The organism is Leeuwenhoekiella polynyae, assembly GCF_004104075.1.
GTDB classification, from domain to species: Bacteria; Bacteroidota; Bacteroidia; order Flavobacteriales; family Flavobacteriaceae; genus Leeuwenhoekiella; species Leeuwenhoekiella polynyae.
This window is the reverse complement of sequence record NZ_QOVK01000001.1, coordinates 512,182-527,854: the sequence shown is the minus strand read 5'-3', so window position 1 is coordinate 527,854 and position 15,673 is coordinate 512,182. Positions and strand designations below refer to the sequence as shown.

11 protein-coding genes and 1 tRNA gene are annotated in these 15,673 nt (G+C 38.6%); 4 read left to right on the top strand and 8 right to left on the bottom strand.

Annotated features, from left to right (window positions below):
* Nucleotides 1-14: 14 nt before the first annotated feature.
* The 5 genes from DSM02_RS02265 to mce all read right to left on the bottom strand — a co-directional run bounded on the left by DSM02_RS02265 (nt 15) and on the right by mce (nt 6,876).
* Nucleotides 15-2,762, bottom strand: a complete 2,748-nt coding sequence (locus DSM02_RS02265; protein WP_205875056.1) for a glycoside hydrolase family 2 protein — start codon at nt 2,760-2,762, stop codon at nt 15-17.
* Nucleotides 2,763-3,148: 386 nt separating this feature from the next.
* The gene (locus tag DSM02_RS02255; protein ID WP_128764117.1) at nt 3,149-3,883 is read right to left on the bottom strand and encodes a CPBP family intramembrane glutamic endopeptidase; all 735 of its coding nucleotides are present in this window, start codon (nt 3,881-3,883) and stop codon (nt 3,149-3,151) included.
* Between the two features lie 755 nt (nt 3,884-4,638).
* Nucleotides 4,639-5,757 (bottom strand): DUF2254 domain-containing protein, encoded by a 1,119-nt coding sequence (locus DSM02_RS02245; protein WP_128764115.1) that lies wholly within the window; start codon nt 5,755-5,757, stop codon nt 4,639-4,641.
* 552 nt (nt 5,758-6,309) lie between these two features.
* Nucleotides 6,310-6,383 (bottom strand) — tRNA-Ile (locus tag DSM02_RS02235).
* A 70-nt stretch (nt 6,384-6,453) separates the two neighbouring features.
* Nucleotides 6,454-6,876: a methylmalonyl-CoA epimerase gene (mce, locus tag DSM02_RS02230; RefSeq protein WP_128764113.1), complete on the bottom strand. Its 423-nt coding sequence runs from the start codon at nt 6,874-6,876 to the stop codon at nt 6,454-6,456.
* A gap of 178 nt (nt 6,877-7,054) precedes the next feature.
* Between mce and rbfA the strand changes: the two genes are divergently transcribed.
* Together rbfA and DSM02_RS02220 are read left to right on the top strand one after the other, a co-directional pair.
* Entirely contained in the window at nt 7,055-7,447 is a 393-nt protein-coding gene (rbfA, locus tag DSM02_RS02225) for a 30S ribosome-binding factor RbfA (RefSeq protein WP_073095826.1), read from the top strand.
* Nucleotides 7,448-7,457: 10 nt separating this feature from the next.
* Nucleotides 7,458-8,660: an ABC transporter permease gene (locus DSM02_RS02220; protein ID WP_128764112.1), complete on the top strand. Its 1,203-nt coding sequence runs from the start codon at nt 7,458-7,460 to the stop codon at nt 8,658-8,660.
* On the opposite strand, the gene dusB is transcribed toward DSM02_RS02220, so the two are convergent.
* Complete coding sequence (gene dusB / locus DSM02_RS02215; protein ID WP_128764111.1) at nt 8,657-9,661, bottom strand: tRNA dihydrouridine synthase DusB; 1,005 nt, start codon at nt 9,659-9,661, stop codon at nt 8,657-8,659. The two genes, DSM02_RS02220 and dusB, sit on opposite strands and share 4 nt — an antisense overlap.
* Nucleotides 9,662-9,826: 165 nt before the next feature.
* A complete protein-coding gene (locus tag DSM02_RS02210; RefSeq protein WP_128764110.1) occupies nt 9,827-12,238 on the bottom strand; it encodes an outer membrane beta-barrel protein in 2,412 nt (803 codons plus the stop codon).
* A gap of 169 nt (nt 12,239-12,407) precedes the next feature.
* Here DSM02_RS02210 and lepA point away from each other — a divergent pair, with 169 nt between their 5' ends.
* Nucleotides 12,408-14,204 (top strand): translation elongation factor 4, encoded by a 1,797-nt coding sequence (gene lepA, locus DSM02_RS02205; protein ID WP_128764109.1) that lies wholly within the window; start codon nt 12,408-12,410, stop codon nt 14,202-14,204.
* Nucleotides 14,205-14,372 (top strand): hypothetical protein, encoded by a 168-nt coding sequence (locus DSM02_RS20280; RefSeq protein WP_161567043.1) that lies wholly within the window; start codon nt 14,205-14,207, stop codon nt 14,370-14,372.
* Nucleotides 14,373-14,435: 63 nt separating this feature from the next.
* Here the strand turns inward: DSM02_RS20280 and DSM02_RS02200 are convergent, their stop codons facing one another.
* Nucleotides 14,436-15,530, bottom strand: a complete 1,095-nt coding sequence (locus DSM02_RS02200) for a Gfo/Idh/MocA family protein (protein ID WP_128764108.1) — start codon at nt 15,528-15,530, stop codon at nt 14,436-14,438.
* Nucleotides 15,531-15,673 lie beyond the last annotated feature (143 nt).

Genomic DNA, 15,673 nt, shown 5'->3' with positions numbered 1-15,673 from the left:
TTAGTTTGATTTTATCAAAAGCAATCTGCACAGGGTTTTATCTTAAATTTTTTGGTGCTGATATTAATTCCCTTTACAACCAGGGAGTATGATGCTTCAGAAAGATTAGCAACAGCTGTTTCTATAGTTACAGATTGGGACTCTCCTGGCAGTAAACTCATAAAATTATCGGAATAAAAAGAGGGTCTTACGGGTCTCCCTTTGTCATCCAACCATTGTATTTGTGTGAAAAAGGAAAGGGTCTTTCCCGTGTTTTTTAAATCGAGAGTGATGAAATGTTTGCCGGATTCTACCGAAGTGGTATAGTTCACATCTATTGTGGTTTGATCCAGTTTATTGATATCCTGAAATCCAGCTGTAGCGGGCCCGGTAAGTGTATTTCGACCTTTATAAGTATTGCTTGATCGCCAATAAAAATTACTTCCTACCTGATTATTATGAGCATCAAACAACCTGAGTTTAATAAATTGAATGGAAGTTGTTTTAGCCGGAAATTCAATTTTAAAAATATCATTTGCCACAGCAGCCTCCGGTAAATCTATTGTTACAGATTTGGTAAATAGTTTATTCATATTTAAATCATACACATCTGCTGTCACCCTATAATTTTCAAAAGACTGGTAGTAGTCATTAACTACTGACACGGTGTTTTTTAAATAATCAAACTGGGGGTGCAACGGCTCACAAGCATTTTGCGCGGTGTATAATGCCGCTGTAGGTTCTAAGGACCAATCCCACATACGCCCACATACCTGCCGAATAGGAGAATTATGATACCAGTACAGAAAACCTGAAGCATATCGATCACCATAATTCAATTTATTATAGTTCCAGACCTCCCAAATGCTCTTATAATTCATAGCTCCTACAAACTGAGCCTTCATGGCAAATTCATCAATGCTGCCAGATACACCGTATTCATTGGTCATATCTGTATACATGGAGGTCATTAAGTGAAACCCATTACCATCTAAATAATCCCAAACTTCTTTGTTAATGGGCCAAAGGTCTTCTTCATCCATCATCTCTCGAAGACACTCTACTGTTGGAAGGCAAGGCGCTCCATATTCCGGATTGAACCCATCAATACGGCTTCCTCGTTCTGAGGCGGTATTTTCATAATGATTCATAATATTTACCTGCTTATAAGGGCTTCCATCATGAATTCCATCAGTTTCAGATTGCATTTGATACCCTCTGCTACCATCTAAATAATTCAGCAGCGATTCGATATGGGGCATTTGTGTGCTTTCATTAGACGACACATAATAAGCAAGGCTGGGATGGTTGCGTATCCTTTTTACCGTTGACGTAACATTAGACAGGTATAATCCCACATCTTGCGGATGTTGGGTATCACCTGTCATCCAGAACTCCTGCCAAACCAGTATACCCAGTTCATCACACAACTGGAAAAAATAATCAGATTCAGTAATGCCACCTCCCCAAAAGCGAATGAGGTTTATCCCAGACTGTGCGGAGTATCTTAATTGAGCATAAGTCCGCTCCTTTGAGGTACGCAGCATATTTTCAGGCAACCAATTCGTTCCTCTAATAAACATAGGTTTGCCGTTAACATGGAAAGTCCTGGATTGGTCTGGAGTGTCTGTAGTTGAGGTAATTTCCCGTATGCCAAAGCGTGTAAAAATAGAATCGGTCACTACTCCATCGATTTCGGTCTTTAAGACCAAATCATATAATTCTTGTTTTCCTTTATTTACGGGCCACCACAAGCGGGGATTAGCTATGATTAGTTGCGGAAACTCTTCCGGGGTAAATACTACCTCCTTTACTTCTTCCCTATAGAGAGCTACCTCTTTTTCAAAATGGATATTCTCCCCTTTGATCGCTCCGATAATTTTAACTTTTTGTCGCTTGTTTTGGGGAAGATAATTAGGGTAAGCCACCTCTACTGAAATCGTCTGCTTGGAGCTATCGTAATTAGGTTTTGCCAGTTCTGATTTTACAAAAGGATGATTTAAAATGGTTTTACCGGTTGTGAAAATCTTGATGTCTTTCCATACACCGGTATTTCTATCCCTGATGCCATCCAGAAAGGTAAAATCCCAACCTACAGTCATTAACTGTGTTACATTTCTACCTATCTCACCATTCCCTCCGTTTTGGAATTCTCCTTCAGCTCCGAAAGATTTTCCGCCTTTAGGCTTGATGGTTCCCGGAGAATCCACGGGATAAACCTTTACAGCAAGTACATTTTGCTGATCATAAACCAAATAATCAGTAATCTCAAGTTGCTTTTGCAAAAACATGCCCGAGAGATTGCCTACCATCTTTCCGTTTAACCATATTTCAGCTCGATAGTTAATACCATCAACCTGCATCCAAACCTTTTGGTTTTTAAACAAGCTTTCATCAGCATTAAATTCGGTTCGAAACCAATAGGTGTAAAAATCCCTGCCGGCATGGTATAAATCCGGAATGCGTTGAGACTCCAGTTTATTATTCAACCCATAGTAAGGTTCAGGATATACATCGTTGTAGACAAGAGAATTTAAAACGGTTCCCGGAACTATAGCCGGCATCCAATCTTTTGTGCTTACTTCAAGTGTTGAAATAGCTTCAGAACGCGTAGGCAATTCATCGGCTTTTTTCATTTTCCAGTCATACATTCCGTTATGACCTTCCACTGAACTTAACGTATAATTATACGTACGTTCTTGAATCTCTTCTTGTGAAAAAGAAGAAATCGTTATAACAGAACATACAATTAGTAATAGTACTTTTTTAATCTTATTCGGCATAGTTGTAGTTAATACAGCCAAATATATACAGTCACGCAGCTAAGAATTGTTCTCGTATTTGCCAAACTTAACCTCTTGTGGATAATTTTGGTTGAAAACACTTTTGGCAAAAGAAAAGTACCACCAGACGCTAAATCAAAAATTTGAATTTATATCTTGACAGGGTTTAATCTGATAAAGTATACCCCCAAAGACCTTTGCTCATCAGCATACCTAGCCCCACACAGGCTATGCTTCAGGATGTGCCGTTGCAAGCAATATCGGAGATACTAGGGCATACCAGCTTGAATACCACTCAGGTTAATTTAAAATCGCTTCCAAGTACCGTATTGGTTGACTATAATGAACGGATTGTGATGATTTAGCAGGCATTTTAAAAATTAGGACTAGAGTAACCGAATACAAAAATTCATCAAATTAACCATATTATGTCCTACAGTTGGTAAAATCAAGTTTCCCGTGAATTTTCTCAGAATCCCCAAACTCAGGGATGTAATTAGGGTAATGTAGACAATCGTAATAGAATCTACTTTAAACTCCATAGCTTCCGTTAATACGACACCATGAATCATTGCGAACAGAAAGGTTACGATTATAAATCCCCAGCCAAAAAATATACCTTTCACTTGTTTCGTGGGAACAAAGGCTTTACTCAACAACCATAAAAGAATCCCTCTGTAAACGATTTCCTCCGTCAACCCCGGTAAGGTAGCTTGAAATACAAACTGCTCCAGATCAAACGCCCCTCCCTTTGGGAACAATATCATTTTAAAGACAAAATCAAAAACGAGAAACCCCAGAAAAATCAGAATCCCAAGCTTAATCGTCCTTTTGTTGAATACGGTGGTAAAACCTATATCTTTTCTAATAGCTTTCGAATGATATAAGATAAAAACCAGAGCAATAGCAAGACTTAACAACATTCCGCTCCAATTTCCGGTTAAGCCCATTGCGTCGAGTTTTATCCATTTATACCCCAATATTCGGGTATACGAATCGATAAGAAAGTACCCGCAAAAGAATATTATGTATTTAGGTTGGGTTTGCTTTGTGGTAAGTTGTGCTACAAGTAATAAAGGAATGATAATGCTTAACCAGATTACTGGCGTCCATAATGACATAAACTCTTTTTTTATTCGTACTATCCTTATGACGAGTCACTCCGCTCTTTGTTACAGGAGTTTCCAAATCACCTAAAAGAATTTGTTTTACATCAGTGAGTGAGAATCTATAGATTAGGATCACAAGAAATCGGTAAAAAAAGCCAGATTCAACAGACATTAACAGCATACGTAGCCCCACACAGCTTTGCCACAGAGGCTATGCTTCAAGATGTGCCGTTGCAAGCAATATCGGAGATGCTAGGGCATACTAGTTTAATGACTACCAAATTTGTTTAACCCATACCCAGTACGGTTTTAGACGGTTATAATGAACGCATCGTGATGATTTGATAGCTGATTAGAGATATCTGACTTCTTAGATAAGGTCGAGTGCAACCACACTGCTACCACAGTGCAACCACACTCCAACCACAGCTTACCACACTTTTTGTGGGTGAATGTGGGTTCATAATGGTAAAAATGTTGAAGCATATAGTGGTTTTCTGGCTTCGAGATGGTTGTTGCAGAGCTGGTGTATGAGAGAACAGGTTAGCGTAAAAGACAGGTCAAAATCAAGGCTGAAGCAAGGCAACTCCCAGGCAAAGGCATAGCAAAGCCTAGGATAGTGTATGAAGAGTGTATGAAAACGGCATTTTAAACGCCTGAATTTAAGAATTCATTAACATAGTTTCTGTTCCCGCAATTGGATGGATATAAAGCGATGCATGTACACCGAACTTCAGGGGGAGATCACTTTAATCGGCCTTCCGTTTTTATTCCGCTAAGTCGTTGCGGTGTTTTATATGCTGTAAATAATCCATCAGAAGAGGATCGTCTTTTAAATACGGTTCCAGTTCTGTAAAGCAGTACTTCAACAATTTCTGTTGAGATACCAGGCTACGGGTGACCTCCTGAGATATTTTTAGGGTATCGTAAGCATAATAGGGATAGGCATTGCGTAACTCCAGCAGCTGCGCAAAGTAATCCAGAGCCGATTTAGCAGTTCCCGGATCGTTAATGGCCGGGGACATGGCTTTTACCGCCACTTCCACCAGATGTTTAAATCCGGTTTCGGGAACACTTAAAGGCACCTCGTGATCTACCGCAAAATACTCAGAAAGCTGCTGCAATATTTCTCTGGAAAGATCGCCCTTATAGGTAAACAGCACCTTCTCCCGATTTATAAACTGACCCGGGAAGGGGAGCAAGCAGAGTTCAATAGTTTCCTTTTGACAAAAAGTGAGGAGTTTATCAAATTCCGGCTGATGCAGATAGCCTGCCTTCCCTAAAGAAAACCTGTTTTTATAGGGAGCGTCTCCTGCGGGAATGCGAAAATCCTCGTGGGTCTTGTGCTGCTTCAACATGTTTTTTTCGGTACGTATAAATACCTGACTTAAAACATAATTGATGTGAATACTCTGGGAAACCGTATGTATAAAGTAGATAAACAAAAACACACAGATAATGGCAAAAAATACACCCAGACTCGCTGCCAGTTTGGGAAAGCTGTCGGTATGGGAACTGGCGATGGGGATTGCCAGGATCAAGGCGTAAATGATGGTACCCGAACTGAAACCCAGAACCAACTGATGGTGTTTTTCAGCAAGTAGCAGGGGAATAAGGCGTGGCGAATAATTACTGATGTTTCGGTTTAATACATTCATCACCATAGTATAGCTAAAAATGGTAAGGGTAAAAATCCCTCCAATGATAAACGCGAGTATAAACTGTACATCAGCCTTTTCGGTAATAACCAAACCGCTCAACATGGAATCCTCGGGGACGGGAATAGCGATCCCAATTTGAAGAATCGCGATAAGCATAAAACACAGTGCCAATACCGAAGGTATTAAAGCGATACTGTTTAAAATTTTCTTAAGCGTCGAGAGCATAACCGTATTTTAAGCGTTCTATTCGATGGGATCCCGGCAAACAGCTACAGCCTTTTGCACGACCGCTCTAAAACTACCCTATCCCTTAATTTTTGGTTTCTGAGCGCATCAAAAATAATCCTTACTAACGTTTTGGGTGTTAATACAAAGCCAATTAAAGCTTAGCATTGGTGTCGGGTTCCACAGCAGTATTCCGGGTTTTGAGGAAGGTAATGATACTGGAAATGACATTTGGCTGTCTGAGGCCTGGGGTACTAATGAGGCATAACTTAATTCTACTGCTTTTTGCTTAAACTCTAAGGTGTACTGTTTGGCTTTACGTCTCCTAATTAATAAATTAACAACTTGCAATAATATTCATTCAACGCTATGTCCAGTCTAATGTAGTAATTCCACAGAAGTGAAATCAACTTTTCAGTAGAGTTGATTGAATTAATAATCAATTGACCCTAAATAAGTTGGATTTTTATTAAAAATGAAGTTGTTTGCAAATCACTTGCACATGAAAAAAGCCTCAGAAGACAAAATCTTCTGAGGCTTAGTATTTACTAGTGGTCCCACCTGGGCTCGAACCAGGGACCACCTGATTATGAGTCAGGTGCTCTAACCAACTGAGCTATAGGACCAGCTTGCAATGCATATTTCAGCATCAAAGCGGGCGCAAAAATAACATTATTTTTTATTTACTACAAGCATTTATTCGTCCTTATCTTTTTCAGGTGTTCTTTCTTGGCATAATTCTATTAAAACACCATCTGTACTTTTGGGATGCAAAAAAGCTACCCATTTATCATCTGCTCCTTTCTTAGGCTCATCGTTAATCAATTCAAAACCTTCAGATTTCAGGCGTTTCAACTCCCGCTTGATGTCTTCTACCGCATAGGCAATATGGTGTACTCCAGGCCCACGCTTTTCTAAAAATTTTGCTATTGCACTAGTATCTGCAGTCGCTTCAAGCAATTCTATCTTGCTTTCTCCCATTTTAAAAAACGAAGTATTTACGCCTTCAGAAGGAACTTCTTCAACTTTATAGGGCTTTACCCCCAGTAACTTCTCATACATCAAATTAGAGTCCTTAAGACTTTTTACTGCAATCCCTATATGTTCTATTTTTTTCATCTTGACGGTATTAAAACTGTAGAAAGATAGTAAACTACATTAGAGCAAGCCCACCAAACATCAAATTGAACGAAACATACCGGTAGCTATTGGGAATCGGAGCATTTAAATCTCGATCATCGAGTAAATGACACAAGTGCAAAAGTAAATGCAATAAGAAAAAACGTACTTTTGCAGTATGGAAACAAACAGACAAAAAAAGGTAGCAGGTGTTCTGCAACGTGACTTGGTAGATGTGATTCAAAAAGCATTGATGCAAGCCGGCGCTAAAAGCATCATTGTTTCTGTTAGTAAAGTAAATGTAACTACAGATTTATCTCAGGCTAAAGTGTATATGAGTGTTTTTCCGCATACTCAGGCCGAAGCTATGCTCAAAGAGGTTAAAGCTGTAAAGCCTTTTATCAAACACGAAATTGCAAACCGTACCAGACATCAGTTGCGTCGTATGCCTGAACTTCAGTTTTTTATAGATGACTCTTTGGAGTATATAGACGGTATTGACAAGTCTTTAAAAGGAACTGAAGATCCTATAGAAAATCCCGATTTGCTTCCGCGTCGTAAAAAATCATAAGACCACATTTTTGAAGTTTTCAGTATTTATCGCAAAACGTTACCTGTTTACAAAAAGCAGTAACAATGCTATAAATATCATTACCCTGATTTCGGCTATAAGTATTATTGCCGGCTCTGCTGCACTATTTATCGTGTTATCTGGGTTTTCAGGGTTGAAAGATTTCAGCCTATCTTTTTCATCAATTTTTGACCCGGATTTAAAAGTGATTCCCGCAAGCGGAAAAACCATTTCTTTTTCTAAAAAACAAGCTGAAGATCTTAAGAATATTGAAGGTGTAGCTTACTATACGCAAATCATTGAAGAACGGGCTTTTCTTGAATTTAGAGGAAAAAATCACATCGCTTATGTAAAAGGTGTTGACGAAAATTATATGCGTGTCAATAACATAGACAGTACCTTACTTTACGGAAACTGGATCACGCCTGAAGAACCTGTAGCTGCTATAGGTTTTGGTATTTCTCGTATACTTTCACTTGGCGTTAATAATTATACAGACTTACTACGCATTATGGTTCCTAAACCGGGAACCGGCCAGTTTACAGACCCTAGTCAGGCATTTAACAGTTCGCAATTAGTAGTTTCAGATATCTTTCAGGTGAATGAAGAAATTGACCAGAAATACATCTTTACCAATTTGGAATATGTGCGTCAATTGTTGCGGTATAATGATTCTACACTTAGTGCACTAGAACTCAAAATCAAGCCAAATGCAGATCCACTGGCGGTTAAAGATTCCGTTCAAAAACTCTTTGGAGATCAAGTTGAAGTAAAAACCCGCTTTCAGCTAAATGACAAGCTTTATAAGATGTTGAATGCTGAAAACCTCGCGGTTTATCTGATTTTTACACTGGTATTGATTATTGCGCTCTTCAATCTTGTGGGAAGTATTATTATGATCATCATTGATAAGAAAGCGAATATCAAAACCTTGCACAGTCTGGGTGCCTCATTAAAAGAGATCAAGAAAATCTATTTTTTACAAGGAGCTATGATGACAGTTTTTGGTGGACTTATAGGCATCTTTTTAGGGGCATTGATCGTGGGGGCTCAATTACAATTTCAGCTTAAAATGATCACACCTACACTTCCCTATCCTATGGAATTTACACTGATGAACTTCTTAGCAGTCTTCTTTACCATTTCAATTTTAGGAATTCTAGCCTCGTATTTGGCTTCGTCTACAATACGACCTAAATTGCTCGTAGATTAAATAGTTTGTTGAGCAAAATCGTAATCAGCAAAAAGCGTTTCAACTTCATCAAAAGCTGCAAAAACATCTTCAGGAGCATCGCTGGTCACCATTTTCATACGATACGGTTTAAAATCGGGAATGCCTTTAAAGTAATTGGTATAATGGCGACGGGTTTCAAAAACACCTAGCTTCTCTCCTTTCCAATCTATAGACATTTGTAAATGTCTTCGGGCAGCGTCTACACGTTCTTGCATTGTGGGTGGAGCAAGATGCTCACCGGTATTAAAATAATGCTTAACCTCTCTAAAAAACCAAGGGTAGCCAATACTTGCACGACCTATCATTGCGCCATCTAAACCATATTCATCGCGCATTGCTACAGCACGTTCTGGAGTATCAACATCTCCGTTACCAAATACCGGAATATGCATACGTTGATTGTTTTTAACTTCAGCAATTGGTCTCCAGTCGGCATCACCTTTATACATCTGGGCTCGCGTACGACCGTGAATAGCGATCGCTTTACAACCTACGTCTTGTAAACGTTCAGCAACCTCAACGATTTTGATCGAGTCGTGATCCCAACCTAAACGGGTTTTAACGGTTATGGGTAAGTTGGTGTGTTTCACCATAGCTTCCGTTAGAGAAACCATCAAATCGATGTCTTTTAAAATTCCGGCGCCGGCACCTTTAGAAACTACTTTCTTTACCGGGCAACCGAAGTTGATATCAATAATATCTGGCTTTGACGCTTCAACAATCTCCACGCTTTGAAGCATGGATTCCAGATTAGCTCCAAAAATCTGAATGCCCACAGGGCGCTCTTTCTCATAGATATCTAGCTTCATAACGCTTTTTGCCGCGTCACGTATCAAACCTTCACTAGAAATAAACTCTGTATACACCACATCTGCTCCCTGTTCTTTACAAAGTGCACGAAAAGGTGGATCACTCACATCTTCCATCGGTGCTAAAAGCAACGGGAAGTCTCCTACATCTATATCTCCTATTTTAGCCAAAGCAATACTTTTTAAATGAAATGCCTCGACGCAGAGCCGAAGCTGTTAATACCGTGAAGTTTTTAGTTCAAGACCAACCTTAAACTATTTAAATCCCGATTATCGGGGGCAAAATTAAGCAATGTTTCGGTAAGTATAGCAGTTGAAAAATTATAAGGAAGCCTTCTAATTTGTTTGAAGGCGCGTTTCTTCTTCTACAGAAGTTTCTCTGCTGTTATCGTTCAACTTAAAATTTCCGAATTTATACCGCAATCCTACGCGTATCTTTTGAGATTCAGGCATTGCAAAAAAAGAATTATTCTGATTTAAATATCTTGAAGTAAGCGGAATATTGTTGGTATTGAAAACATCCTCAGAACCTAAATTAACTATTAAACGACCATTCATAAAAGTCTTCTGAATATCAATATTTAAAGCATATTGCGGACGATCGTATTGATAAGAACCTACCAATAAGTTTGAGGTTAGAACATTTGTAATTGTTGCTGTCAAACCCTCTTCAAGTATAAAATAATTTAAAGTCTGTAAATAAGCTCCGTTAATGTCTTGCTTTACATTTGTACCATTACTCTCAAGTGCAGCAAATTCATTTTCCATATTAAAAAATGATGCGTAAACGCTCATCCACATCCAATTATTTACAAATTCTGAATACCTTACATCAAAACTAAATTGCTGTTCATAATTAAGATTGGTGTTTACACTTCTTAGTGCCAAATTCTCATTATCCTGAAAAGGCAATACACTCATTGCATTATCAATACGATCCCAATACAATTCAAAACTCAACTTGTTTTTATAAGAATACGATAGTTTAACTTTGTTTGCGATTGCCGGTTGAATATTAGGGTTTCCTTCTTGAAAATTATTTTCATTTAAGAAATACCGGTACGGGTTTAAACTCTGAAAACGCGGTCGGTCAATTCTACGGCTGTATTCAACTCCAAAAGAATGATTATCAGAAGGAGTATTTATCAGGTAAATAGTTGGGAAAAGCTCAAAATATTCCTGAGTATTTACAATACCCAGAGTCCTGGAGTTTCCGTTTGCATCGGTGTATTCTCCGCGCAGACCGGCTTTAATACTCCATTTTTCCCAATCTTTAGCAAAGCTGAAATAGGATGCGTAAATAGCTTCGGTATAGTCAAAATTATCATTGAGTATCGCATCAGTATCCCTTACGTTTCCTGCAGTATTAAAAAACTCTTGTCTGCTTTCAGAATTAATCCCGGAAAACTTTCCGCCGGCTTCAAATGCCCAGCTGCCTAAATTACCGGTATAATCTAACTGACCGGTATAAATCTTAGAATTTTGAGTAGGTATGGTATTGAATGCATTCGCATTTAAGAGATTGCCTTGCGGCGAAAGATAGCGCGTAGCAACAGTTTGGGTCTGGTCGTTAGTATAATCTATATAATTGGCAATTGCAGATAAACTCGCACCGTTTTCACCCAACTGTTTTTCATAACTCAGATTCAATAGCAAATTATCGTTTTGATTCTCTAATCTGCTCTTCGTAGTGTATAATGAATCTAATTGTCCTTGCGGATTATACGTTTCGGTTTTTCCGGTAATGTCTGAATTTGCCTTTGGTGTGTGTAACACATTGGCACTAAAACTCAACAATTCGGTCTTACTCAATGTGAAATCTAAAATCGTATTTAAACTGTGCGAGATGGTGCGGGTATCCCGTCTAAAAAGATCTACCCAAGTTGCTTTTTCACTTCCGTTAGCATTGTAAAACTGAACAAATCCTTCGTCTGTTTTTACGTCAAAACGCGAATTAAAATTATAACTGGCATACGCATTCAACCAGTCGGTTTTGTAGTACTGGCTGGTTCCTGCATTATATTTTGGTTTGATTCCAACTGTATTAGAAGCGTTAATGCTTCCCTTATAGCCTATTGAAAGATTTTTTGAGGTAACAATATTTAGGATCGCTCCTCCTTCTGCATCGTATTTTGCCGGAGGCGTGGTTATTACCTCAACAGATTTTACATTAACTCCTGCAAAACCTTCTAACAGTTGTTGCAATTCATCACTGGTTAAATAAACCTTTCTATCATTTATATATACCTGGGCTGGGCTGTTTTTTACTAAAAGTTGTCCCTGATTGACGATAACTCCGGGAGTGCGTTTTAAAATATCGAAAGTAGTACCCGATGATACAACAGTATTCTCAACATTATAAATATAGCGGTCAATTTTACGCTGTATCACAGGGCGTTTTGCTGTAACGGTCACAGCGTCTAAAAACTCTGGATTCTCTGCTAAAATTAAGGGAGGATGCTCAACTGTATTTTGAACTTCAAAAATGTCACTATATACATCTGTGTAGCCAATAAAACTGGCTTTAATAATGTAACTACCCTGAGCAATATCATTAAAAATAAAGCTTCCATTTTCTTCACTAATAGTACCCTTAACAAAACTGGAATCTGCTGCCTTGAGGAGCAGTACGTTTGCATAACCAATGGCCTTTTTTTTATCATCTAAGACCTTGCTTTCTACATCATTTGACTGAGCAAAAAGAGCAAAAGGCGTAATGAAAATGGAGAATAATATGGGATACTTCATATATTTTCAAAACTAATGTAAAATCAGTGTTAAAGTAAAATTAAACAACAGATTTTTAGCAATAAAGCCCCTATTTCGTTTGAAAATATATTTATTAGAAAATGCATAACCTAAACTGTATATTTGCAGGCTAAAGTTCGCTTAGTGCGAACATTGATGAAGAACGTCTATGAAGAACATTCGCAATTTTTGCATTATCGCTCACATTGATCACGGTAAAAGTACTCTGGCAGATCGCTTACTCGATGCTACCGGCTCTGTAACTGTACGTGAAAAACAAGAGCAATTATTAGATAGTATGGATCTGGAGCGTGAGCGCGGTATTACCATTAAATCGCACGCCATTCAGATGAATTATATGCACAACGGTGAGCCTTATATTTTAAATCTTATTGACACTCCGGGTCACGTAGATTTCTCGTATGAGGTTTCTAGAAGTATCGCTGCTTGTGAAGGAGCGTTGCTTATCGTAGATGCTGCACAAAGTATACAGGCGCAGACTATTTCTAATTTATACCTGGCTTTAGAGAATGATCTAGAAATTATTCCGGTGTTGAACAAGGTAGATTTACCTAGTGCAAATCCTGAAGAAGTTACCGATGATATTGTAGATCTTCTAGGTTGTAATGCTTCAGATGTGATACCTGCCAGTGCAAAAACCGGTTTGGGAATTCAGGAAATATTAAATGCTATTATCGAGCGTATTCCGGCTCCTAAAGGTGTTGTTGATGAACCCTTGCAGGCGCTTATCTTTGATTCGGTTTACAACCCGTTTAGAGGAGTAGAAACTTATTTTAGAGTGCTTAATGGGGAGATCACAAAAGGGCAGCATATCAAGTTTATGGCTACCGGAAAAACGTATTATGCAGATGAAGTAGGAACGTTAAACCTGAAACAAACTCCTAAAAAAGTGATTAAAACAGGTGATGTGGGGTACCTCATTACCGGTATAAAAGAAGCAAAAGAAGTAAAAGTAGGGGACACCATCACCGATGCTAAAAATCCTACTACCAATATGATTGAAGGTTTTGAAGACGTAAAACCTATGGTATTTGCCGGTATTTATCCTGTAGATACTGAAGATTATGAAGATTTACGCTCTTCTATGGAAAAACTACAGCTAAACGATGCTTCTCTGGTTTTTCAACCCGAAAGTTCTGCTGCTTTAGGTTTTGGTTTCCGTTGTGGATTCTTAGGAATGTTGCACTTAGAAATCATTCAGGAACGTCTGGAACGTGAGTTTGATATGACCGTGATCACTACGGTACCTAACGTATCGTATCAAGCCTATACTATAAAAGATAAAGAAACACCGATACTGGTTAATAACCCTTCAGATCTACCAGACCCTTCTGGAATGGATCGTGTAGAGGAGCCTTTTATTAAAGCTTCGATCATTACCAAAGCAGATTTTGTAGGACCCGTTATGTCACTTTGTATTGAAAAACGTGGCCAGATCACAAACCAAACATATCTGACTCCAGAGCGTGTTGAATTGAACTTTGATATGCCTCTGGCAGAAATCGTTTTTGACTTCTACGATCGTCTTAAAACGGTGTCTAAAGGCTATGCATCATTTGATTACGCCCCAATAGGAATGCGTGCTTCACACCTTGTAAAAGTTGACGTCCTGTTGAATGCAAATGTTGTGGATGCTCTTTCGGCTTTACTGCATAAAGACAATGCATACGACATTGGTAAAAAGATGTGTGAAAAATTGAAAGAACTCATTCCACGTCAACAATTTGATATTCCTATTCAGGCGGCTATCGGAGCAAAAATTATTGCAAGAGAGACCGTAAAAGCACTTCGTAAAGATGTTACCGCAAAATGTTATGGTGGTGATATTTCGCGTAAGCGAAAGCTCTTAGAAAAGCAGAAAAAAGGTAAGAAACGTATGCGTCAGGTAGGTAATGTTGAAATTCCTCAGGAAGCATTTATGGCGGTATTGAAACTGAACGATTAAATGAAGCGTATTCAACTCATAGGGCTTGGCCTGATCATTATTTGCGGAGCTATCAGTCAATGGACGGCTGCAAATCAAAATCAGCTTGCGGTTTGGTTATTAGCCATTGGTGCAGTAGTGGGGATTTTAATGGTAATCTCAGAATATTTTTCCGCTAAGAAAGAATAATCTTTTTGAAATAATACAATCTAAAAAAACACCCTTACGGTAGTTCTGTAAGGGTGTTTCTATTTAGTACTGTTTCAGTTCTATTTTTTTACCACCATTACGACCGGATTCTAAAGCAGCTTCTACAATTTGAATATCGCGTAATCCTTCAATACCGGGAGCTATCACAGGTTTACCATTCAGTATTGACAGCGCATCGTCATCCATTTGTATCGCTTGTTGATTGCAGTTACACGGAGCCAGCGTTTTACCATCGCTTGTACTTCCCTGAACGCCGTTATAACTCTGAAAAGGTGATAACTCATAGTTTCCATCAGCACAATTCACTTTTAGAAAATTGACGTTATCTGCATAGGTAACCCGACCTTTAGCTGTTATTCCGTTAGGAAATTCCAGATCAAAGTACGTAATCTCAGGAGCACCATTTAAGAACAAATCGGGTCGCTCTGTTTCATGTGTGGCAGTAAGGGAGACAGGCTCTAATCCCGTTGCGTAACGCATCGCATTTATAGGGTATACGCCCATATCATAAATCGCACCACCACCTTTAGCACCATCTAAACGCCAGCCACCGCTTGAACCAATTCTAAATCCAGCTTCGGTATGTACATTTTCTAAAGTTCCATAAGGTTTTGTGTCTGCCCATTTTATAATGGTTTGGGTATTCTCTTCATGTTGCATACGATACCCGATAGCGAGCTTAACTTTGTTTTGATCACAAGCTGCGATAATTTCCTCACATTCTTCTACCGTCATTGCCATCGGTTTTTCGCAAAAAACATGTTTAACCGCGTTAGCAGCCATCACAGCGTATTTTTTATGAAGAAAAGTAGGTGTTACAATATACACAACATCTATTTCGGGATTGTTTGCAATCTCAGGTAAGGTATCATAGTTATAAATATTCTCATCTTTAATATCATATTTATCTTGCCAAACCGGAATCTTTTCAGGGCTTCCGGTTACGATACCGCGCAATTCTATATACTCTGTTTGCATCAAGGCAGGAGCGAGATTATTAGTTGCATAACCCCCTAAACCTAAAAGCGCAATACCAAGCTTTTTCTGAGGTTTTGAACAGGCAAAGTAAGGTAGTGGCAAGGTGGTTGCGGCTAACGCAAGTGTGGTGTTTTTAAGAAAAGTACGTCTGTTTTTCATGACAATGTTTTGTAGAAAGTTACTCAACTATTTTTAATCAAATACTTAAAAACCAAGCGTTAATAAAATTTTAATAGACTGAAAATCTGATATATCAAAAAAAGGATGCTCGTGAGCACCCTTTAAAACTTCAAAGCCAATCT

Coding starts and splice junctions, on each gene's coding strand:
- DSM02_RS02255 (WP_128764117.1), bottom strand. CDS start 3,883: ATGTCATTATGGACGCCAGTAATCTGGTTAAGCATTATCATTCCTTTA.
- DSM02_RS02200 (WP_128764108.1), bottom strand. CDS start 15,530: ATGAAAAACAGACGTACTTTTCTTAAAAACACCACACTTGCGTTAGCC.
- DSM02_RS02265 (WP_205875056.1), bottom strand. CDS start 2,762: ATGCCGAATAAGATTAAAAAAGTACTATTACTAATTGTATGTTCTGTT.
- lepA (WP_128764109.1), top strand. CDS start 12,408: ATGAAGAACATTCGCAATTTTTGCATTATCGCTCACATTGATCACGGT.
- DSM02_RS02245 (WP_128764115.1), bottom strand. CDS start 5,757: ATGCTCTCGACGCTTAAGAAAATTTTAAACAGTATCGCTTTAATACCT.
- mce (WP_128764113.1), bottom strand. CDS start 6,876: ATGAAAAAAATAGAACATATAGGGATTGCAGTAAAAAGTCTTAAGGAC.
- DSM02_RS20280 (WP_161567043.1), top strand. CDS start 14,205: ATGAAGCGTATTCAACTCATAGGGCTTGGCCTGATCATTATTTGCGGA.
- rbfA (WP_073095826.1), top strand. CDS start 7,055: ATGGAAACAAACAGACAAAAAAAGGTAGCAGGTGTTCTGCAACGTGAC.
- DSM02_RS02210 (WP_128764110.1), bottom strand. CDS start 12,238: ATGAAGTATCCCATATTATTCTCCATTTTCATTACGCCTTTTGCTCTT.